Genomic DNA, 19,906 nt, shown 5'->3' with positions numbered 1-19,906 from the left:
GTGAGGCGTGGAGGCTGTGTTGCGGGTCGCGGTGCGGGCGGACGGGCCTGCGGTGGCCGAGTTGGCGCGCGCCTCGGTGCGGGAGCTGTTCCCGGCGTACTACGACCCCGCCCAGACGGCCAGCGCCGCGGAACACATCACCACGCTGGACACCGCGCTGATCGACGACGGGACCTACTACGTGCACGAGGCCGGCGGGGAGATCGTCGCGTGCGGTGGCTGGAGCCGGCGGAACAAGCTGTTCAACGCCAGTACGGCGGGAGCCGACGCGCGACTGCTCGATCCGGCGACCGAGCCGGCCCGGATCCGTGCCATGTTCGTCCGCAGCGACTGGACCCGTCGGGGCCTGGGCCGGGCGATCCTGGACGCCTGCACCGATGCGGCCCGGGCCGAGGGCTTCACGCAACTGGCCCTGATGGCGACGCTGCCCGGCGTACCGCTCTACATGGCTTTCGGATTCACCGAGGTGGAATCCGCCGAACTTCCCATGCCCGACGGCGTCGTCCTCGGCGCCGTCGCGATGGAACGCCCAATCGACCTGCCCGTGAAGGAGAAGTCCGTATGAGCTCAGGCACGACCGTCGCCGCACCCGACGGCACCGAGGTCGTCCTCGGTGAGATCGGTACGCGCGTCCTGCTGAAGAACTCCCGGGTCCGCGTCTGGGAGGTCTCGCTCGCGCCGGGCGAGGCGCAGGGCTGGCACCTGCACCACAACCCGTACGTCGTGCTGTGCCTGTCGACGTCGCCGTGTCACATGGACTGGCTCGACGGCAGCCCGGCCCGGCAGCTCAGCGAGACCGTCGGTGGTTCGGTCTACCGTCCGGTGTCGCCGGTCCACATGCTCACGAACGACGGTGAAACGCCGTACCTGAACCGGCTGATCGAGGTGCTCGACCTGGGTGAGGAGGCCTCGGGCGATCCGTACTTCCTGGTCGCCGGCGTGCCCGCGGAGGCGGGGTTCGAGCAGGTGGGCGAAGTCCCGGCGAAGGTGGTCGTGGACGAGGACGACGTCCGCGTGCAGCACATCACGCCTGACGCGGGGGAGTCCTACACCTGGCACACCGGCGCGTACCCGGCTCTCGTGGTCGACCTCGATCTGGAGCACCCGGACGTCACGTACCTCGAGCCCGGCGAGTCCTACACACTGCCCACCAAACCGACGCGGACGTCCGGCTTCAACCTGGTCGAGCTGCGCTACTACAGCAAGCCACGCACCTGAGCGGGGTCCCGGGCGGCCAGCACCGCGGCAGTGTCGATCTGGTGGAGATCTGCGCGCCGTAGACGTTCCTTGACCAGCGGAACCTGCGGACCGACCGCACTGAGCTCGTCCACGCCAAGAGCAGCGAGGAGTACGGCGGCCTGCGGATCGCTGGCCAGATCACCGCAGACGGCTACCCGGACGCCGGCCCGCCTGACCACGTGGTCGATCAGCTGCAGTACGGCGGGGTCCAGGCCATCGGCCAGTGGCGCGACCGCGGTGTTGGTGCGGTCGGCGGCGGTTGTGTACTGCGTGAGGTCGTTGGTGCCGATGCTGACGAAGTCCAGGCCGGCCGCGAGAGTGTCGATCCGGAGCGCGGCGGCCGGGATCTCGACCATGATGCCGACCTCCAGGCCGTCAGGCCGCGGACCTTGTTGGTCGAGCTGGTCGAGCGCCCAGGCGACCTCGTCGGCGGTCGTCACCATCGGGAACATCACGTGCACCGGTGTCTCGGCCGCGACCCGGCGTACGGCTTCGAGCTGGTCCCGCAGCAGCTCAGGACGGCGACGGAAGACCCGGAGGCCGCGCTCACCCAGGAACGGGTTCGGCTCCTGATCCTGCGGGAGGAACGGCAGCGGCTTGTCGCCGCCGATGTCCCAGGTCCGGATGGTGATCGGCTTTCCTTGCAGGGCTTGGGCGATCGCACGGAACTGCTCGGCCTGCTCGTCGATGCTCGGCGCCGTACGCCGGTGGCCGAACAGGACCTCGGTCCGCACCAGCCCGGACCCATCCGCACCGCGCGCATCCACAGCGTCCTGCACCGAGCCGACGTTCACCAGTACGGCGATCGTCCTGCCGTCCACGGTCGTCGCCGCCTGATCGGCCTCGGCGATCGCGCGATCCCGCTCGGTCTGCCGCTCGGTGATGGTCCGCCGGACCGCGTCCTCGTCCGGCGCGACCTCGAACGAACCCGCCCGGGCGTCGAAAGCGACGGTCGCTCCGACCGGCACGTCGACATCTCCGATGCCGGTGATGAGAGGTATCCCACGCGATCGAGCCACGATCACCCCGTGCCCGGTCGTCCCGGCCGCCCGCACCGCGATCCCGGCAACCTTGGCGGCGTCGAGAGTGACCGCGGTCGCGGCGTCCAGCTCGGGTACGACGAGGATCCCGCCGTCGGCCGCTTCGTCGACGGTCGCTCCCGTCAGAGCCCGCAGTACCCGATCCCGCACTGCTCTGACGTCCTGCGCGCGCTCCCGTTGATAGGCGTCATCCAGCCCTTCGAACGTCTTCGCCAGGTTGTCGTAGGTCTGCCTCCAGGCGACCGGTGCCGGCGTACCTGCGGCGATCGCGGCCCGGATCTCGTCGAGCGGCTTGCGATCCTTGAGAAGCGCGAGATGTGCCTCGAAGATTCCGCCGAGCTCGCCACTGCGCTCCCGAAGTTGCCCCAGCTCCTCGGCAACCGTCGCCATCGCGTCCTCGAGCCGTGCCCACTCGTCACCACTGGCGACGTAGCCGCTCACGTCCACCTGCGCCCCGGCAACAACCGCCGGCCCCAGAGCCACATCAAGCCCGGACCCACCGGCGGAGGTCGCTGCCATTCCGATGCTGTCGGGAGCCGCGGGCGTTGCCGGCTCGTCGCCGAAGTTCTCGGCCGCCAGCTTGCCGATCGCCGCGAGCGCCTCGGCGGCCTGCGGCCCGCTCGCCCCGACTCGCAACCGGTGACCCTGCTGGGCGTTCAGGGTTGCGACCATACTCAGACTGCCCGCGTCGATCGGCCCTCGCCCGGTGTCCAGATCGGACAGCGTCACCACAGCATCGAACGAGTTCGCCAGCCCCACCAACCGCGCCGCCGGCCGAGCATGCAACCCATGCTCGTTGCCGACAACAACTTCCACCGTCTGATCCGACTCCACCACGGCAGCCGTTTCAGCAGGTCCACCCTCACCGAGATGATCCTGCTTCCCGAGCAACCCACGCTCAGCCTCTGTCGCAACCGCGCCCAGCGAGGCACCGGTGGAGGCCGTCACCACAGCCGCCACCAGCCCTTCGACCAGCGGCGCACTCGACAACCGCACGCGCTCGGCAAGATCCGGATCAACGAACTCCAGTGCCAGCTCCGCGCTCAGCACCGCGCTGCCCAGGTCGAGCAGCACGAGTACGCCGTCCGGGCTGTCCGCCGTCGTGATCGCCTCGGAGACCGCCATCGCGTCGGTACCGAACGTCGTCGCGTCCAGCCCGGCCGCGACCGCGATCACCGGACGGTTGTCCGCGGCAACCATCTCCGAGGCGAGCCCGACCGCAGCGGTCGCCAGCGCGTGGCTGTGCGACACGACCACGATCCCGATCATGCGAGGGTGCGGGCAGCCGACTCCAGCAACAGTGTGGTGCTCGTCGCCCCCGGGTCCTGATGACCGGCGCTGCGCTCGCCCAGGTAGCTCGCGCGACCTTTCCGAGCCACCAGCGGGACCGTCGCGTCCCGGCCCTTCGCGGCCGCCTCCGCCGCCGCGGTGAGCGCACCGGCGAGATCCGCCCCGCCCGTGACCGCGGCGTCGTACGCGTCCAGAGCAGGCGCCCAGGCGTCGTACATGGTCTTGTCGCCGAGCTCGGCCTTGCCGCGCTGAAGGATGCCGCCGACACCCGCCTTGAACGCCTCGCCGATCGTCGCCGGGGTCAGGTCGGCGCCGGCCAGCGCGGTCCCGAAGCGGAGGAAGAACGTGCCGTACAGCGGCCCGCTCGCCCCGCCGACCTTGCTGACCAGCGTCATCCCGGCCTTCTTCATCAGCTCGTCGACCGTCTCGAAGCTGGTCTCGTCCAGCAGTGCGACGATCGCCTGGAAACCACGGTCCATGTTGGCCCCGTGGTCCGCGTCGCCGATCGCCGAGTCCAGCTCGGTCAGGTACGCCGCATTGTCGTGCAAGGAACTCGCGGCGTCACGCAGCCAGTTGACGAAGTTGTCGACTCCCATACTCACGAGCCCCAGCGTAGGCCGGGGGTGTTCACCGGTGCGTCCCAGAGACGTACCAGTTCGTCGTCCACCTTCAGCAGGGTGACCGAGCAGCCGGCCATCTCCAGTGAGGTGATGTAGTTGCCGACCAGCGAGCGGGCGACGGTGATCCCGGCCCGGTCGAGCAGTTGGGCCACCTCGTTGTACATCAGGTACAACTCGATCAGCGGCGTACCACCCATGCCGTTCATGAAGGCGATCACGGAATCGCCTTGCTGGTAAGGAAGATCGGACACCACCGGGTCGACGAGCATGGCGGCGATGTCGCGCGCCGGCGCCAGCGGCAACCGTTGCCGGCCGGGCTCGCCGTGGATGCCGATGCCGACCTCCATCTCGTTGTCGGCCAGGTCGAACGTCGGCTTGCCCGCTGCCGGGACCGTGCACGACGTCAGTGCCATGCCCATGCTGCGGCCGTTGTCGTTGACCTTCTTGGCCAGGTCCGCGATCTGCTGCAGCGGCTGACCCTCCTCGGCGGCCGCGCCGACGATCTTCTCCAGCAGCACCGTCACACCGACGCCACGGCGGCCGGCGGTGTAGAGGCTGTCCTGCACTGCGACGTCGTCGTTGGTGACGACCGAGAGTACTTCGGTGCCCGCGTCGGCCGCGGCCAGTTCGGCGGCCATCTCGAAGTTCATCACATCGCCGGTGTAGTTCTTCACGATGTGCAGTACGCCGGCGCCCGCGTCGACCTCCTTGGTCGCCGCCATCATCTGGTCCGGCACCGGCGAGGTGAACACCTCACCCGCGCAGGCCGCGTCCAGCATCCCGAGCCCGACGAAGCCGCCGTGCATCGGCTCGTGCCCGGATCCACCCCCGGAGATCAGTCCCACCTTCCCCGGCCTCGGTGCGTCCTTGCGGTACACGATCCGGTTCTCGTGATCCACCCGCAACCGATCCGGATGCGCTGCCGCCATCCCCCGCAGCGCCTCACTCACAACATCACCAGGTTCGTTGATGAGCTTCTTCATGTCACCCATCTGAGCACACGCCCGCCCGGAACGGGAGTCCCCTGATCAGACGGTCGCCGCGGCCTTCACCTCGGACAGCAACGGAATCGACCGGATCGGTCGGCTCAGCGTGAGCAGAAGAGACGCGACGGTGAGGATCGCGCCCAGAACGCCCACCGCGGCCCGGTGCCCGAAGCTCGCCAGCATCAGGCCGCCCAGAGCAGGAGCCAGCGGCTGGGAGCTGGTGGCGAGGAACATGACGGCACTCTGTGCCCGGCCTTGCAGATGGTCAGGTGTGATCAGCATCTGGTAGCCGAACAGACCTGAGTTGAGCGCCGGGAGCAGGAGCATCGCCAGGGAGAGCAGCGCGACCAGTGCGGCAGGTGCAGTGGTGAACGCGGTCGCGGTGAACGTGCACGCGACGATCCACGACCCGACGATCGCGATGGCACCGGTGCTGAACATGGCCAGCAGTTTCGGCGTCATGATGGCGCCGAGCAGTCCGCCGACGCCCATACCGGTCTCCAGCAACCCGATCACCGACGGCCGGACGCCGCGCTGCTGCAGGTCGAGGATGAGGACCAGGATCGTCCCGTTGGCCGCGAAGTTCAGTGCGGTGGCGACCAGTGCGATCGTGCGCAGGGCGGGCTGCCGGAACAGCCAGGTGATACCGGAGCGGATGGAGTGCAGCATCGGCTCAGGCTTGGCATCGCGGGTTTCGGGAGCACCCAGTGGGTGGCGGATCAGCGCCAGCAGAACGGACATCACGAGGTAGGACAGCGCGTCGATCGCTACCGGGACCACGCGGCCGACGGCGTAGAGCAGTCCGCCCAGAGGGGCACCGGCGAGCGATGCGACGTACCCACGGCCCTGGTTGGCGGCGACCGCGGTGCCGATGTCCTCAGCCGGAACGATCTGCCGGAGGGCGGCGTTCTGGGCCGGCATGAAGAAGGCGATGCTCACGCCACTACCCAGGGCTACCGCGAGCAGATGCCAGATGGTCAGCCGGTCCATCCAGCCGGCCACGGCGACCGAGCCGTACAGTACGGCGCCTGCCACGCCGCAGCTGATCAGAATCAGGCGACGGCTCGTCCGGTCGACCACTGCTCCGGCCGGCAAGGAGGACAGGGTGCCGCCCAGGGCGTACGCCGCACCGACCAGACCGGCCTGCGCCGGCGAGCCGGTGATGGCCATGGCGAGCAGCGTGAAGACGAAGGTGCTCATCGCCGAGCCGACGGAGCTGATCGTCTGACCGCTCAGCAGCTTGAGGTAGTCACCGTTGCGCAGTAGCCCCCGACCCGACATAACCGGGAGATTAGGTCTATACCGGGTCAACTATGGACGGCTTGCAGGTTGCCGCAGTCAGTCCTTCGGGCGCAGGAGGGGCCGGACGACCTCGCGGGCGTCGTGGATGCGGGACTTGATCGTGCCGAGCGGGGCGCCGACCTCGGCGGCGATCTCCTCGTACGAGAGGCCGTAGACGTCGCGGAGGACCAGCGGGGTGACCATCTGGGGCCGGTCGCGCTCCAGGGTCTCGAGCGCCTCGAGCAGGTCCAGGCGGGTGCCGGCGATCACGCTGGTGGTGCGGGGGTCCGGCCTTTCCATCGTCTCCGGGTTGTGCGCGGCCTGGGCGGTGCGCTTCAGCTTGCGGTACGTCGACCGCGCCGAGTTCGCCGCGACCGAGTGGACCCAGGTGGAGAAGCTGCTCCGGCCGGAGTAGGAGTTGATCTTGGTCGCGATGTTGAGCAGCGCCTCCTGGGCCGCGTCCTCGGCGTCCGCGGAGTACGGCAGCACGCTGCGGCAGATCCGCAGGACGCGCGGATGGACCAGCCTGAGCAGGTCGTCCATCGCGTTCCTGTCCCCTGCCTGGGCCCGCTCGGCCAGCGCTCCGAGGTCGTCCGTCGGGCTGGTGCTGTCGCTCATCTGCGCCTTTGCTGTCGTTCCGCCCCCGGCAGGGGACTCCCAGTGATCCATAATGCCTTGTATGGGGGTCCCGACCAGACTTGGCCGCTACGTCGTGCGCCGACGCCTCGGCTCGGGCGGTTTCGCTACGGTATGGCTTGCTCACGATGAGCAACTGGATGCCGAGGTCGCGATCAAGGTGCTCGCGGACAACTGGGGCCACGACGACTCGGTCCGGCGCCGGTTCCTCGAGGAGGGCCGGTTCCTGCGCCGGGTCGAGTCCGAGCACGTGGTCCAGGTCCACGACGTCGGCGAGCTCGACGACGGCCGCCCGTTCCTCGTCCTCACCTACGCCGATCGCGGCACCCTGGCCGACCGCCTGAAGAAGGCACCGCTGCCGCTGGCCGAGGCGGTCGACGTCGTCGTCCAGGTCGGCCGCGGCCTGCAGGCGCTGCACCGACGCGGCCTGCTCCACCGCGACGTGAAACCCGCGAACGTGCTGTTCCGCAGCACGGACGAAGGCGAGCGAGCTGTCCTGTCCGACCTGGGCCTCGGCAAGTCGCTGGACGAGGTGTCACGGATCACAATGCCCGGCGGCACCCCGTCGTACGTCGCCCCGGAGCAGGCGATGGGTGAACGGCTGGACCAGCGCGCCGACCAGTACTCCCTCGGCGCCGTCGCGTACGCCGCTCTGACCGGGCGATCACCCCACCAGCTCGACGGCCTGGGTGCGGCCGGCCGGGTCGCGGCGCCGCCACCGCCCAGCTCACTCGGGTTTGATCTGCCGGAGCAGGTCGACGCCGCGATCGTGCGCGCCCTGGACCCGGACCCCGAGAAGCGCTGGCCGGATGTACAGTCTTTCACCCGTGAGCTCGTCGGGGGCCTGGACGAGACGACCCACGGGTTCGTCCCCGCGTCGTACGGCATCCGCGACACCTCCGTGGTCGACAGCCCGGCGGACGACAGCGAGACGACCGCCCTCAGCGACGCCAACCAGCCCACGATCGTCAAGCCGGCGCCCGAAGAGCCCGAGGAGACGGCGCCCGCGGTCGCATCGGTCGAGCCCGCCACAGAGCCTGCGGCTGCTCCGAAACGAAAGCGCCACCGAGGTCGATGGGTGCTCGCTGCCGTTCTGGCACTGATCGTGGGCGGTGGGGTCGGCTTCGGAGCGCAGCGCTACCTGTCCGCGCGCGAGGTCGTGCCGCTGACCTACAGCTGGGTCAACCTGGAGATGCCGAAGGGCTGGGCCAAGTCGGTCGCCGACGCGGACTGGCAGCCGCCGGGCACTACCAACTCCTATCCGGCGCTCCGGGTCAGCCAGGACCCGAGCTGGTCGACGAGGTCGCCCGGGGTCTTCATCGGCATGACCGACGCGCAGGTCACGCGCCTGTCGGTCGGCAGCGGCAAGTCGTTCGGCTGCGTCGCCGACGAGGAGATCACGACCTCGACGGTCAACGGTTCCGCGGTGACCGAGCGGTTCTCCACCGGCTGCGGTGAGGGCAGCAGTATGCTCCTGCAGCGAGTCGTGGACACGGGGACCACCGGCTCGATGCTCGTTCAGGTCCTGGTACCGGCCGATGGCCGCGACCAGGCCCTCGAGATCGCCCACTCGGTGTCGTTCACCGGCTGACGAGCGCTTCTGTTCTGCTCGGTCCCGAGGAAGTCCCTGGTGTTGCGTTTTGCGTTCGATCGGCTGCGGCCGTCGCCTGCCCTGATCCAGTCCACCCGACGCGGTTTCCACCGCCTCCGTTCCACCGTCTTCCGAGCCATCTGGCCGATTGACTGACCGGACTTCGGGTACGGCGTACAGCGTGTTCGACGGTTTCACGAAGTTCGACGCACCGGTGTCCCGAGCTCCGGCTGAGACGGTCGATCGGCTGATGCTGTTTCTGCGTGGGGATGTACGGTCAGCCACGTGATGGCGAGGCCCAGCAGCCAGAGGGTGGTGCCGAGGTAGGCGAGGGTGTGGAGGCCGGTGATCATGCCGGCGGGTCTGCCGACGATTGCGCCGTACAGAATGATGCCGACGGCACCGAATGCCTGCCGGCAGGTGTTGTTGACGCCGCTGGCGAATCCGGCGCGATCGGCCGGCAGTGAGGCGACCGCGGCGCTGACGACGGCGGCGGTGAGGAAACCCATGCCGATGCCTAGGCCGAGCTCGACGGGTACGAGTCCGCGGTAGCCGCCGTGGACCGTGAGCAGACAGGCCGATCCGGCTGCCCCGAGCACCAGGCCGATGGTCATGGGCAGGCGGGGTCCGTAGCGGGCGGTAATGCGGCCGGACAGCGGAGCGAGTACGGCGAGCGGCAGGAACAAGGGGATGAGCTCGAGACCGGCCCGGAACGCGTTGTGGCCAAGGTGTTCCTGCAGATACAGCGTCAGTACGAGGACCGTGCCGAGACCGACCAGATTCATCAGGCCGGCGGTGACATTCGCGCCGACGAAGTCCTTGCCGATGCGGAGCGGACTCCGCGTTCCCTGCCTGGCCGAACGATGGTGAGGGATCAGGCGGAAGGCCAGTGGCAGGCCGACGGCGATGATCGGGAGGTTGATCAGGAACACAGCCCGCCATCCGAGGCCACTGACCAGTGCACCACCCAGCAACGGACCGGACGGCAGCGAGAGCGCTCCGGCGCCGGCCCAGATGCCGACCGCACGTGCCCTTGCCGCACGGTCGACGTACAGGTCGGTGATGACGGCCAGCGTGCCGGGGAGGAGCAGCGCGGCGCCGATGCCTTGTACTGCGCGCGCTGCCACGAGTAGCTCGATGTTCGGCGCCACACCGCAGCCCAGCGAGGCCAGACCGAACACCGCGAGGCCTGCAAGCACCACGCGCCGGTGGCCGATCCGGTCGCCCAGTGCACCGCAGACGAGGAGCAGCGCGGCGAGCGCGATCATGTAGCCGTCGACGACCCACTGCTGCCCGGCGAGCGTCGTACCGAGGTCGATCCGGATGTCCGGAAGCGCCACGTTGACCACGGTCACGTCGAGCTGGACCAGGAAGATCCCGACGCAGAGGAGGGCGAGGAGCATGTGTTCCAACCTCGCACCGAATCACTTCGGGTTGCGTCGAAGTGTGACGGTGTGAGCATGGAGGCATGGAGTTCACCGGGGATGCTGATGTGGCCCGCGCGGCCGCGCTGCTGGCTGAGCCGGCCCGGGCGAAGGTGCTGATGGCGCTGGCGGACGGCCGGGCGCTCCCCGCGTCCCTGCTCGCGACCGAGGCCGGTGTGTCGCCGCAGACGGTCAGCTCACACCTCCACAAGCTGCTGGACGGCGGTCTGCTGGAGATGGAGCGCTCCGGGCGGCACAGGTACTACCGGCTCGCCGGTCCCGAGGTGGCCGCGGCGGTGGAAGCCGTGGCACGCATAGCCAAGCCGCAGCCGATCAACTCGCTCCGGCAGAGCACTCGCGCCGCGGCACTCCGCGAGGCGCGCACCTGCTACGACCACCTGGCCGGTCGGCTTGGCGTTGCTCTGCTGGAAGGCTTGGTACGACGTGAGGCACTGGTGCGGACCGATGGCGGAACCGGCACAGGCCGCCGGCCGGAGGACCCGCTGGCGCAGCAGCTCCCGGATGGGCCGTACGCGTTGGGTCCTGCGGCTGCCGAGGTCTTCGGCGAGCTGGGTGTCGACCTGTCGGAGAAGGCATCCGGCCGGCGGTTGCTGAGGTTCTGCGTCGACTGGAGTGAGCAACGACATCACCTGGCTGGTCGCCTCGGTGCGATGGTCGCCAACGCGACGCTGGAAAAGGACTGGGTACGCCGAAGGCCCCGCCAACGAGCAGTCGACCTCACGGATGCCGGTCGGCACGCTCTGCGCGACCTACTCGGTTAGGGCGTGTCCCGGCGTACGACGCTCTTCGACGCGTGGTCGAGAACGTCCAGCAACGCGTCCTTGTCCTGCGGGAGACCGGTCGAGCTCATCTCGATCGCACAGAGGCCGCTGTCGTCGGCGACCCAGCGGACGATGACGTACCGGATCACCCCTTCGGACGACTGCGACTCCGGCGGAAGGTACGTGTAGGCGAGCGTTGCCTGGTCGTCCTCCACCTGCTGGGAAACGATCTTCAGCAACTGGTTCTTGTCGAGCGCGTTGAGGTCCTTGATCCGCGCGGCCATCGACGCCGCCGGGGGACGGCTGATGGTGAAGCCCGCCTCGATCCGGATCCAGCGCTTCGAGGTCGGATCGGTGAACCGGGCGTAGTTGGGTGGATCGGGCCGGGTGATCCGCCAGTTGTACGGCACCTTGGCGCTGACGTGGGACTTGACCACGAGCTCCGCGGTGAACGACCGGGTCCTGTAGCTGAGGTCGGCCGCCTGCAACGCAGGCCTGTTGTCGGGCTTGGGTGTGCGCATCGGCGCCGTGGGTGTCACCGAAGTCCCCAGCGGAGCCGCCGCGCCGGACGCCACCGCGGGCTGCGCCTCGCCGATCAGCAGTCCGATCCCGTATCCGCCCGCGCCTCCGAGCGCCGTGATCACCACGAGCCCGGATCCCAGCAGGGCGCCAACAGTGCCCCGACGAGCCACGCCTGCCTCACCTCCCACTTGAAGCCCTACTTCAATGACACTTCTGGCCGCCGCAAGGTTGCGGCATCCCGGTAACGATTCCATGAAAAAGCTGCCCATCCGGGCAGCAGACCTCCGATGGCACCGGCTCAGCCGGTCTCGCGAACCGACTGGGTGGCCCGGAGCAGCACCTCGTCCAGCGCGGCCGAGTCGTCGGGCAGGCCGGTGATGCTCATCTCCACGTTGGCCAGGTCGTCACCGTTGGTCGAGACCCAGCGGACGATCACGTAGCGCAGGGTGTCGGTCGGGATATAGGTGTAAACCAGCGTCGAGGCCGTCCGCATCTGGTCGTCGTCGCCCACGATCTGCTCGGTGGTCTGGGACTTGATCCGCAGGTCGTCCTGCGGCGGCAGGCTCTTCTTCAGGTCGATGATGAGGCCGTCCAGCGCGTCCTTCGTGGAGATCGGCGGGCGGTTCGCCTCCACTCGGACACCCCGCTCGTTGCGCGGATCGAGGTACTTGACCTCGGCCGGACGCTTCGGGTCCGTCTTGAAGTGCCAGCCGTCCGGTACGTCGATCGCCATCTGCACCGACTGGTAGTCCTTCGGTGAGACCGTGAACGTACGCCGCCGGAAGCTCAGATCGGTCTCGAGCGGCGGGATCGTGTTCGGCACCGGAGTCTTGACCGGCAACGGGGGATCAGACGGTGTCTGGGACGGGGCCGGCCCGGCCGGTGTCACCTGACCGAGCGGTGCCGCATCACCGGAGGCCGTCGCCGCCGGGATGTCCCAGCGATCGCCGGCGAAGTAGCCGCCGGCCGCCCCGAGGACCGTGATCAGCAGCAGAACGATGACCAGAATCGGACGTTTCACCGGCCCACCGATCCGCGGTTCCGCGCCTGCTCGGTGGCGTCGAGGAGGGCGCCGTACGGCGGGACCCGCAGGCTGCCGGAGAGTCGGCTCGAGGGCAGGCTGCAGCGTCCGGGCAGCCGCGGAGCGTACGGCGGGCTGACCGGTCGGGCGCAGGCGGTCGCGGACACATCCTCATCTTCTCAGGCGACCCGGGCAGGGACCCAAAACGTGTGATCCGGTTTCCCCGCCGGCTCGGACTGAATCCTTTCAACGAGGCCTTGACACCCCTCCGGGGCGACCGTAGCGTCCCGCGTGAAAAAAGTAACACGAATGCGCGATTACTTCACATCCCACAGCGGTACTTCGGAGGCGGCTCTCGCCTCGCTCAGGAGGAACTCATGGCACTCGATCAGACCGTCAGCCGGCGGCGTGTCCTGCACCTGATGGGAGGCGCCGCCGCAATCGGGACACTGGCGGCCTGCGGAGGCAACGGCGGCGGCTCGTCGTCGTCCGGCGGGCAGCTGAAGGTGATCGGCGCCGGCAGCCAGGAGGCCGGCCTGCGCAAGGCGCTCGACGACTACAAGAAGGCGAACGCCGACTTCGACTTCAACCTCTCGTTCTCGCCCGCCGACCAGTTGCAGACCGCGCTCCGGGCCCAGCTCGCGGCCGGCAACGCGCCCGACATGCACGCGGTCTACCCGGGCAACGGCAGCGCGATGTCGATGGTCCAGCTCAGCAAGGCGAACCTGCTCACCGACCTCAGCGCCCAGTCCTGGACGCAGAAGATCCCGGACGGCTTCAAAGGCGCCTTCCAGCAGGACGGCAAGACCTTCATCTTCTCGCCCGGCACCAGCGTGCTCGGCGCGATCTACAACAAGAAGGCGTTCGCCGCCGCCGGCGTCGAGCCACCCACGACCTGGTCGGAGCTGCTGACCGTCTGCGACAAGCTGAAGAAGAAGGGCATCGTCCCGATCGCACTCGGCGCGCAGACCCCGTGGGTCACCCAGCTGATCGACTACGCGCTGGTGCCCGGCACGGTCTACGCGAAGAACCCGGACTTCGACGACAAGATGATCGCCGGCAACGCGTCGTTCGGCGACTCCGGCTGGGCCGACGCGATGGACAAGTACCTGGAGTTGCAGAAGAAGGGCTTCTTCAACGACAACCCGAACGGGACGACGTACGAGCAGGCCACCTCGATGGTCGGCACCGGCAAGGCCGCGATGGCCGTGCAGGTGTCCGCGGTGCTGCAGGCGTTCCGGGACGCGTCGCCGTCGCCGGACGACCTCGGCATGTTCCCGTTCCCGGCCACCGACGTCGCGGCCGACAACTGGATCCCGGGCGGCATCGTGGTCGGCATCGCGGTCAGCGCGAAGAGCAAGAAAGCCGAGCAGGCGAAGAAGTTCATCGAGTACTGCGGGCAGCCGGAGGTCGTGAGCGCCTGGTCCCAGGCGGTCGCCTGCGTTCCGCTGTACTCCGACGGCGACGCGAAGGTCGACCCGGTGCTGACGTCGTTCCTGCCGTACCTGAAGGACAACAAGGCCGTGCCGTTCATGGACCAGCGCTGGCCGAACGCCGAGGTCCAGCCGACCCACTTCGCCGTCGTCCAGGAACTCCTCGGCGGCAAGACGACGGTCCAGGGCGCGCTGAAGAAGATGGACGAGGCCTACCGGAAGACCGCATGACCGTCACCGCTCCGCCGGTCGCGCCGGTACGACGGGAGGCCTCGAAACCACCGCGGCGGCGGGGCGGCGGGGTCGCGCCGCCGTGGTTGTTCGCAGCGCCGGCACTGGTCGTCTACGCGCTGGTGATGCTCTACCCGAGCATCGTCGGCGCGGGATCGGCGTTCACCGACTGGTCCGGCGTCGGCGAGGCACGGTCGTTCGTGGGCGTGGACAACTTCAAGCAGTTGGTGCACGACGACCAGGCGCTGGGGGCGTTGCGGAACACGTTGTTGCTGACCATCGCGATCGTCGTCGTACAGAACGGGATCGGCCTGCTGCTCGCCCTCGGCGTACACACGAACATCAAGAGCCGGATGGCGTTGCGGGTGATCTTCTTCGCGCCGGTCGTGGTCAGCCCGGTGATGGTGTCGTTCCTGTGGAAGTACGTCTACAACCCGGCGCCGGACGCGGGCCTCAATGCGGCCCTGAACGCGATCGGGCTCGGTGCCCTGCGGCAGGACTGGCTCGGGAACCCGTCGCTCGCGATCTGGTCGGTCGCGTTCACGGTGATCTGGCAATGCGCGGGGTACTCGATGGTGATCTTCCTGGCCGGGCTGGAAGGTGTACCGCAGGAGTTGCACGAGTCCGCGATGGTGGATGGTGCCGGCACGGTCGCGCGGTTCCGGCACATCACCTGGCCGCTGCTGGCGCCGGCGGTGACGATCAACGTGATGCTGTCGACGGTGGGTGGGCTGACGTTGTTCACCCAGATCATCGCGATGACGAACGGCGGGCCCGGGTACGCGACGGACACGTTGTCGACCGTTCTGTACAAGCAGGCCTTCGTGTACGGGAAGTTCGGCTACAGCACGGCCGTCGCGCTGGTCCTGGCGATCTTCGTCGCGGCGGTGTCGTTCATCCAGATCGGGTACCTACGATCGAGGGAGACGGCGGCATGAGGACCGGCTATCGTCCCCGCACGTTCGTGCTCGAGATCGTCATGGTCGCGGTTGCGATCGCGTTCCTGTTCCCCGTCTACGCGCTGGTGACGCTGGCGTTCAAGGATCCGCAGCAGATCGCGAACAAGCCGTTGTCACTGCCTTCGCCGCCGTCGGTCGGCAGTTTCGGTGAGGCATGGCAGTCCGCGTCGCTCGGATCGGCGTTGTTGCACAGCACGCTGATCACTGTTGCCAGTGTGATCGTGCTGATCGTTCTCGGGTCGCTGGCGGCGTACTTCCTGGCCCGGACCGTCACGCGGCTCAGCTACAGCCTCTACATCCTGTTCCTGGTCGGCATCATCCTGCCGTTCCAGCTCGGGATGATCCCGCTGTATCAGCTGGTCAACGACATGGGTCTGCTCGGAACGTACCAGGGCATGATCCTGTTCTACACGGGCATCCAGTTGCCGTTCACGGTGTTCCTGTACACCGGGTTCATCCGCTCGCTGCCGGCCGACTACACCAACGCGGCGTTGATCGACGGGGCCTCGCATCTGCAGGCGTTCGCGCATGTGATCTTCCCGCTGCTTCGGCCGATCACCGGGACCGTGCTGATCCTGAACGCCGTACACATCTGGAACGACTTCTTCACCCCGCTGCTGTATCTGGGCGGCTCGGGCCGGGAGACCGTCCCTGTCCGGGTCTTTGCCTTCGTCAACGAATACACCTCCGACTACGGGCTCGTCGCGGCCGGTCTCGTTCTCGCGGCGCTGCCGATCCTGGTCGTCTTCCTGATCCTCCAGCGGTACGTCATCCGTGGCTTCTCCAGTGGCCTGAAGGGATAACTGTGGCTCTCCCCGAGCGCCTGGCGTCGATCCTCACCGATCCGCCCAGGGCCTTCTCACCTGCGCCGCTGTGGTGGTGGAGCGGCGAACCGCTCGACCCGGCGCGGCTGCGCTGGCAGCTGGAGCGGTTCGTCGAAGGCGGCGTGCACCAGCTCGTCGTCATGAATCTGGCGCCGGCCGGGACCGACCACGGGTGCGACGCCGACGACCCGCCGTTCTTCTCCGAGCGGTGGTGGGAGATCTTCCTCGGCGTCTGCGACGACGCTTCGGAGCTCGGGGTGTCGTTGTGGTTCTACGACCAGCTGGGCTTCTCCGGCGCGGACATCCAGGCGCGACTGGTAGCTCGGCAGCCTGCCTTCGCGGGTCGCCGTCTGCACCGGCTGACCGTGACTGGCACTGGTCGGTTGGTACTCCGTTGCCCCGCCGGGGGTCGCGTTCTGGCGGCTGTGCTCGGCTCGGAGTCTGTGCCAGTCGTCGATGGCGGTGTCGAGTGCGAGGCTTCTTCCGAGTCACGCCTGTCCTTGTTCTACGAGACGGATCACGGATTCGACTACCTCAGTCCTTCCGCGTGTGCCGCGTTGCTCGACCAGGTGCACGGGGAATTCGAACGACGGTTGGGGGATCGCCTCGGCCAGGTGGTCGTGGGCTCGTTCCAGGACGAACTGCCATCCGTGCCGACCTGGTCTGCCGACTTCGCCGAACGGTTCGTCGCGCGCTACGGGTACGACGTTCGCGACCATCTGGCCGCTGTGTGGGATCTCGACGTACCGGATGGTGCTCGCGTACGGCGGGACTATCACGCGTTGCGGGCTTCGCTCGCGGAGGAGGCGTTCTTCCGGCCGCTGCACGAGTGGCACGAGAAGCACGGGCTGATCGTCGGGTGCGACCAGCAGGATCCGGCGCGGGCCGGGCGTCCGGTCGAGGGCGTGGAGTTGTACGCCGACTATGCGCGGACGCACCGGTGGTTCAGCGCGCCGGGGTCCGATCATCACGGGGATGCGCGGATCCACTCGTCGTTGGCGCATCTGTACGACCGGCCGCGGACGTGGATCGAGGCGTTCCACTCCACCGGGTGGGGCGGAACGCTGGAGGAGACGTTCGACTGGTTGCTGCCGTGGTTGCGGACCGGGGCGACGCTCTACAACCCGCACGCCGTCTACTACACGACGCGCGCCGGGTGGTGGGAATGGGCGCCGCCGGCAACGGATTGGCGCCAGCCGTACTGGCGCCATCACAAGTCCTTCGCCGACGCGGTGACGCGGTTGTGCGCCGCGCTGTCGCTGGGGCGGCATGTGTGCGATGTCGCTGTGCTCTTCCCCACAACAACCGCTCAATCCGACACCTCGTTGAGCGGCCCTGGGCCAGCTGCTCTGCGTGCGCAGGAGACCTATCGCGAGCTGATCGGTGACGCCACCTGGTTCTCGCCGGTGCCCGGCGTGCTCGACCGGGCGCGGATCGACGCCGACGTGATCGACGACGAATCGTTGGCAGGCGCAGAGGTACGCGGCGCTGCCCATCCGCGGTTGTGCGTTGCCGACGAGTCCTACGCTGCAGTGGTGTTGCCTGCGGCAACTGTGCTCGAGGGCGAAGTGGCGGGACGACTCTCCGAGTTCGTCCTTGCCGGTGGGTTGGTGGTTGCTGTCGGCACCGTTCCGCCCGGCTTGCCGGAGGGCGTCGTGCTCGTCTCCGCGGCCGCCGAGGTCCCCGAGGAGCTTGGGAGGTTGCAGCGACGGGTCGAGGCCGACGTACCGGTTCTGGCTCGCGAGGTCGACGGCTCGTTGGTCGTGTTCGTCACGCCGACGGAATGGAGTGCGACGGAGATCGCGGGACCGCCGGTCGGGCGCGGGATCAGTCATGAATGGGCCAGTGTCGGCTACACGTTCGATCCTGAACGCTATCGCAGCGAGGTCGTCGTACAGGTTCGCGACGTACCGGGACCACCGCTGCTTGTGGATCCGTTTGGTGGTGAGCCTCGAGCCCTTGCCTACAAGTCTGTCGGCGACCTGACCGAGGTCGTCGTACCATTCGACGCCGGTCCCGCGGCCCTGCTGGTGTTTGCCGCAGGCAACGCATCGCCGTCTCTCGAGGTCCCGGTGGTGCGGGAGGTAGAGACCTTGGAGGGTGATTGGGACGTGGCGCTGATCCCGACGCTCGACAACAGGTGGGGCGACTTCGCCTGGCCGGCCTCGCCGTCCTCGGGTTCCGTGGTCGAGTGGTGGGCACTCGAGCACCGTGTCGAGGGCTCCGACGACTGGCGCCCGGCCCACGCGACGTTCGGGCCGCACGGCCTGATCGACGGCCGGCCGATCGAGTACTCCGAGAGGCTCGGCATCCACAAGGACCCGATCCACCATCACGCGCTCGGTCCGAAAGGCCACGTCCCCGAGGACTTCCTCGACTTCGGCACCGTGTCCGCGTGCGACACCGTGACCTTCACCGCCACGTTCGCGGTGGACGCCCTCGAGACCACGATCGTCGTCGGCGCCGCCGCGGCCAAGGAGCTCCTGATCGACGGCAGTCTCGTACCGATCACCGACTTCGGCGGTCACTTCGCGTCGGGCGCCGTCAGCCTCGCCGCCGGTCCACATCACCTCGAGCTCCGGCTGACTCCCGAGGTGGATCTCCACCTCCGCGCGAATGTCGCCTTCGTCCGCGACATCACGTCGTACCGCCGCCCGGATTGGATCGCCGTCGCCGAGCCGTCGGAACCCGGCACCGCGATCCGCTACACCACAACCGTCGTACCGGGAGAGTGCTCCGAGCTGACCCTGACCGCATGGGGTTCAGCGAAGCTCTTCGTCAATGGTGCGGAGGTCGGGCGGCAGGGCGGGTTCATGCCGTACGAACGCACAACGCCGCGAGTCCGCCGGTACGACGTTTCGTCGGCGCTGCACCCGGGGGCCAATACGATCGCCGTCGAGGTCACTCAGCCGACCCCGATCCTCGTCGACGGCCTGGCCATCAGCGACCACGATTGGAAGGCTGAGGTCGCGGATGCCGTCGTACCAACCGTCCGGCGCCGGCCGCAACACCGTGCTCTGGCCGACCTCTACCTGACCCGCCGACCGCACCCGTTGCCCGCCGCTTCCTGGCTCGACGGCACCCCGACGGCTGCTCTCGAGTCGTGCGCGGTCGTGCCCGTGACGTTCGCCGTACCGCGGTCGGCTTCGGAGCGCATCGAACACCTGCGCTTCGATCTCCCACCAGGCACGCTCCGGCTCGAGCTCGACGTGGTCGGCGAAGCAGTCCTCATGGTCGACGGCACCGAACTCACCACCACCGGCCAACCGTCCGCCACCGACCCCACCGGCCAGCCGTCCGCCACCGACCCCACCGGCACCGGCGACCTGGACGTCGCCGCACCTGCAGGCACCGATCACCTGGACGTCGCCGTACCTGCCGGATCGCGCGTCGGCTGGCTCTCTGTCCTCACCCAACCCGGCTTCGAAGCCGGCGCCGCCCTCGCCGGACCCATCCGAGCCCACGTCGGACCCGGCCGCATGTCCCTCGGCAACTGGGAAGACCAGGGCCTGTCGGAGTACTCCGGCGGCGTCCGCTACACCCGCGAACTGCACATCCCCGAAACCCGCGATCTCCAGCTCGACCTAGGCCGTGTCCGCGGCACCGCCGAGGTCCTCCTCGACGGCGTCTCCGTAGGCACCCGCTTCTGCACCCCCTACACCTACAACCTGCCCGCCACCGCCGGCTCCCACACCCTCACGATCGAAGTCTTCAACACCCTCGCCCCCCACCTGAACGCCACCAGCCCCACCCACTTCATCTTCCCCACCCAAAAATCCTCCGGCCTCCACGGCCCAATAACCCTAACCACCAGCTAGACCGGAGCTGGGAGGAGGAAGCGGTGGTAGGTGGTGAAGGGGGAGAAGCCCATTCGGCGGTGGACGGGGGTGCCTGAGTCGGTGGCTTGGAGTACGACGGCTTTGGCGCCGTACTCCAAGCCAGGCGGGCGACTGCGGTGGTGACGAGGGTGCCGAGGCCCCGGTTGCGGTTGGTGGGGGTGGTTGCCACCCAGTAGATGCCTGCGGTG

At 68.5% G+C, this 19,906-nt stretch carries 17 protein-coding genes and 1 pseudogene; 8 read left to right on the top strand and 10 right to left on the bottom strand.

Annotation, left to right across the window (positions count from 1 at the left end):
• The first annotated feature begins 7 nt into the window (after positions 1-7).
• Positions 8-565 (top strand): GNAT family N-acetyltransferase, encoded by a 558-nt coding sequence (locus ACIBG5_RS19310; RefSeq protein WP_396392838.1) that lies wholly within the window; start codon positions 8-10, stop codon positions 563-565.
• A complete protein-coding gene (locus ACIBG5_RS19305; protein ID WP_396392837.1) occupies positions 562-1,218 on the top strand; it encodes a hypothetical protein in 657 nt (218 codons plus the stop codon). The genes ACIBG5_RS19310 and ACIBG5_RS19305 overlap by 4 nt, the downstream gene beginning before the upstream one ends.
• Here ACIBG5_RS19305 and ptsP read toward each other — a convergent pair.
• The 6 genes and pseudogenes from ptsP to ACIBG5_RS19275 all read right to left on the bottom strand — a co-directional run bounded on the left by ptsP (position 1,197) and on the right by ACIBG5_RS19275 (position 7,074).
• Positions 1,197-3,095: a phosphoenolpyruvate--protein phosphotransferase gene (ptsP, locus tag ACIBG5_RS19300; protein ID WP_396393010.1), complete on the bottom strand. Its 1,899-nt coding sequence runs from the start codon at positions 3,093-3,095 to the stop codon at positions 1,197-1,199. The genes ACIBG5_RS19305 and ptsP overlap by 22 nt on opposite strands.
• Positions 3,096-3,137: 42 nt before the next feature.
• Positions 3,138-3,548: pseudogene (gene dhaM / locus ACIBG5_RS19295) on the bottom strand (dihydroxyacetone kinase phosphoryl donor subunit DhaM); the annotation flags it as partial.
• Positions 3,545-4,165 carry a dihydroxyacetone kinase subunit DhaL gene (gene dhaL / locus ACIBG5_RS19290; RefSeq protein ID WP_396393009.1) on the bottom strand — a complete coding sequence of 207 codons (621 nt, stop codon included), beginning with the start codon at positions 4,163-4,165 and terminating at the stop codon, positions 3,545-3,547. The gene dhaL and the pseudogene dhaM, both read right to left, overlap by 4 nt.
• Positions 4,166-4,167: 2 nt before the next feature.
• Positions 4,168-5,172 carry a dihydroxyacetone kinase subunit DhaK gene (dhaK, locus tag ACIBG5_RS19285; protein WP_396392836.1) on the bottom strand — a complete coding sequence of 335 codons (1,005 nt, stop codon included), beginning with the start codon at positions 5,170-5,172 and terminating at the stop codon, positions 4,168-4,170.
• Between the two features lie 45 nt (positions 5,173-5,217).
• Positions 5,218-6,456: an MFS transporter gene (locus ACIBG5_RS19280; RefSeq protein WP_396392835.1), complete on the bottom strand. Its 1,239-nt coding sequence runs from the start codon at positions 6,454-6,456 to the stop codon at positions 5,218-5,220.
• 57 nt (positions 6,457-6,513) lie between these two features.
• Entirely contained in the window at positions 6,514-7,074 is a 561-nt protein-coding gene (locus ACIBG5_RS19275; RefSeq protein WP_396392834.1) for an RNA polymerase sigma factor, read from the bottom strand.
• A 61-nt stretch (positions 7,075-7,135) separates the two neighbouring features.
• Between ACIBG5_RS19275 and ACIBG5_RS19270 the strand changes: the two genes are divergently transcribed.
• Positions 7,136-8,683, top strand: coding sequence for a protein kinase (locus tag ACIBG5_RS19270; protein WP_396392833.1), 1,548 nt, complete (start codon positions 7,136-7,138; stop codon positions 8,681-8,683).
• 194 nt (positions 8,684-8,877) lie between these two features.
• On the opposite strand, the gene ACIBG5_RS19265 is transcribed toward ACIBG5_RS19270, so the two are convergent.
• Positions 8,878-10,086, bottom strand: coding sequence for an MFS transporter (locus ACIBG5_RS19265; protein WP_396392832.1), 1,209 nt, complete (start codon positions 10,084-10,086; stop codon positions 8,878-8,880).
• Between the two features lie 65 nt (positions 10,087-10,151).
• Here ACIBG5_RS19265 and ACIBG5_RS19260 point away from each other — a divergent pair, with 65 nt between their 5' ends.
• Positions 10,152-10,889 (top strand): ArsR/SmtB family transcription factor, encoded by a 738-nt coding sequence (locus ACIBG5_RS19260; protein WP_396392831.1) that lies wholly within the window; start codon positions 10,152-10,154, stop codon positions 10,887-10,889.
• Here the strand turns inward: ACIBG5_RS19260 and ACIBG5_RS19255 are convergent.
• The 3 genes from ACIBG5_RS19255 to ACIBG5_RS19245 form a co-directional block, all read right to left on the bottom strand.
• Entirely contained in the window at positions 10,886-11,581 is a 696-nt protein-coding gene (locus tag ACIBG5_RS19255; protein ID WP_396392830.1) for a hypothetical protein, read from the bottom strand. The genes ACIBG5_RS19260 and ACIBG5_RS19255 overlap by 4 nt on opposite strands.
• A gap of 128 nt (positions 11,582-11,709) precedes the next feature.
• Positions 11,710-12,432, bottom strand: a complete 723-nt coding sequence (locus ACIBG5_RS19250; RefSeq protein ID WP_396392829.1) for a hypothetical protein — start codon at positions 12,430-12,432, stop codon at positions 11,710-11,712.
• The gene (locus ACIBG5_RS19245) at positions 12,429-12,599 is read right to left on the bottom strand and encodes a hypothetical protein (protein ID WP_396392828.1); all 171 of its coding nucleotides are present in this window, start codon (positions 12,597-12,599) and stop codon (positions 12,429-12,431) included. Before ACIBG5_RS19245 ends, ACIBG5_RS19250 begins: the two co-directional genes overlap by 4 nt.
• 210 nt (positions 12,600-12,809) lie before the next feature.
• Between ACIBG5_RS19245 and ACIBG5_RS19240 the strand changes: the two genes are divergently transcribed.
• Genes ACIBG5_RS19240 through ACIBG5_RS19225 form a run of 4 tightly spaced genes read left to right on the top strand, consistent with a single transcriptional unit; the run spans position 12,810 to position 19,697 of the window.
• A complete protein-coding gene (locus ACIBG5_RS19240) occupies positions 12,810-14,096 on the top strand; it encodes an ABC transporter substrate-binding protein (RefSeq protein WP_396392827.1) in 1,287 nt (428 codons plus the stop codon).
• Positions 14,093-15,034 (top strand): sugar ABC transporter permease, encoded by a 942-nt coding sequence (locus ACIBG5_RS19235; protein ID WP_360456404.1) that lies wholly within the window; start codon positions 14,093-14,095, stop codon positions 15,032-15,034. The genes ACIBG5_RS19240 and ACIBG5_RS19235 overlap by 4 nt, the downstream gene beginning before the upstream one ends.
• Positions 15,031-15,858 carry a carbohydrate ABC transporter permease gene (locus tag ACIBG5_RS19230; protein WP_360456407.1) on the top strand — a complete coding sequence of 276 codons (828 nt, stop codon included), beginning with the start codon at positions 15,031-15,033 and terminating at the stop codon, positions 15,856-15,858. The genes ACIBG5_RS19235 and ACIBG5_RS19230 overlap by 4 nt, the downstream gene beginning before the upstream one ends.
• A gap of 2 nt (positions 15,859-15,860) precedes the next feature.
• On the top strand, positions 15,861-19,697 hold the full coding sequence (locus ACIBG5_RS19225) for a hypothetical protein (RefSeq protein WP_396392826.1): 3,837 nt from the start codon (positions 15,861-15,863) through the stop codon (positions 19,695-19,697).
• The last annotated feature ends 209 nt before the right edge of the window (positions 19,698-19,906 follow it).

This window comes from Kribbella sp. NPDC050241, from assembly GCF_044459685.1.
In the GTDB taxonomy this organism is placed as follows: Bacteria; Actinomycetota; Actinomycetes; order Propionibacteriales; family Kribbellaceae; genus Kribbella.
The sequence above is the reverse complement of the archived record's forward strand: the minus strand, read 5'-3'. Positions and strand labels throughout refer to the sequence as shown.

Bases quoted from the DNA above. Each gene is read 5' to 3' on its own strand.
- ACIBG5_RS19280 (WP_396392835.1), bottom strand. From the start codon at position 6,456: ATGTCGGGTCGGGGGCTACTGCGCAACGGTGACTACCTCAAGCTGCTG.
- ACIBG5_RS19305 (WP_396392837.1), top strand. From the start codon at position 562: ATGAGCTCAGGCACGACCGTCGCCGCACCCGACGGCACCGAGGTCGTC.
- ACIBG5_RS19265 (WP_396392832.1), bottom strand. From the start codon at position 10,086: ATGCTCCTCGCCCTCCTCTGCGTCGGGATCTTCCTGGTCCAGCTCGAC.
- ACIBG5_RS19270 (WP_396392833.1), top strand. From the start codon at position 7,136: ATGGGGGTCCCGACCAGACTTGGCCGCTACGTCGTGCGCCGACGCCTC.
- ACIBG5_RS19235 (WP_360456404.1), top strand. From the start codon at position 14,093: ATGACCGTCACCGCTCCGCCGGTCGCGCCGGTACGACGGGAGGCCTCG.
- ACIBG5_RS19240 (WP_396392827.1), top strand. From the start codon at position 12,810: ATGGCACTCGATCAGACCGTCAGCCGGCGGCGTGTCCTGCACCTGATG.
- ACIBG5_RS19230 (WP_360456407.1), top strand. From the start codon at position 15,031: ATGAGGACCGGCTATCGTCCCCGCACGTTCGTGCTCGAGATCGTCATG.
- dhaL (WP_396393009.1), bottom strand. From the start codon at position 4,165: ATGGGAGTCGACAACTTCGTCAACTGGCTGCGTGACGCCGCGAGTTCC.
- ACIBG5_RS19275 (WP_396392834.1), bottom strand. From the start codon at position 7,074: ATGAGCGACAGCACCAGCCCGACGGACGACCTCGGAGCGCTGGCCGAG.
- dhaK (WP_396392836.1), bottom strand. From the start codon at position 5,172: ATGAAGAAGCTCATCAACGAACCTGGTGATGTTGTGAGTGAGGCGCTG.
- ACIBG5_RS19260 (WP_396392831.1), top strand. From the start codon at position 10,152: ATGGAGTTCACCGGGGATGCTGATGTGGCCCGCGCGGCCGCGCTGCTG.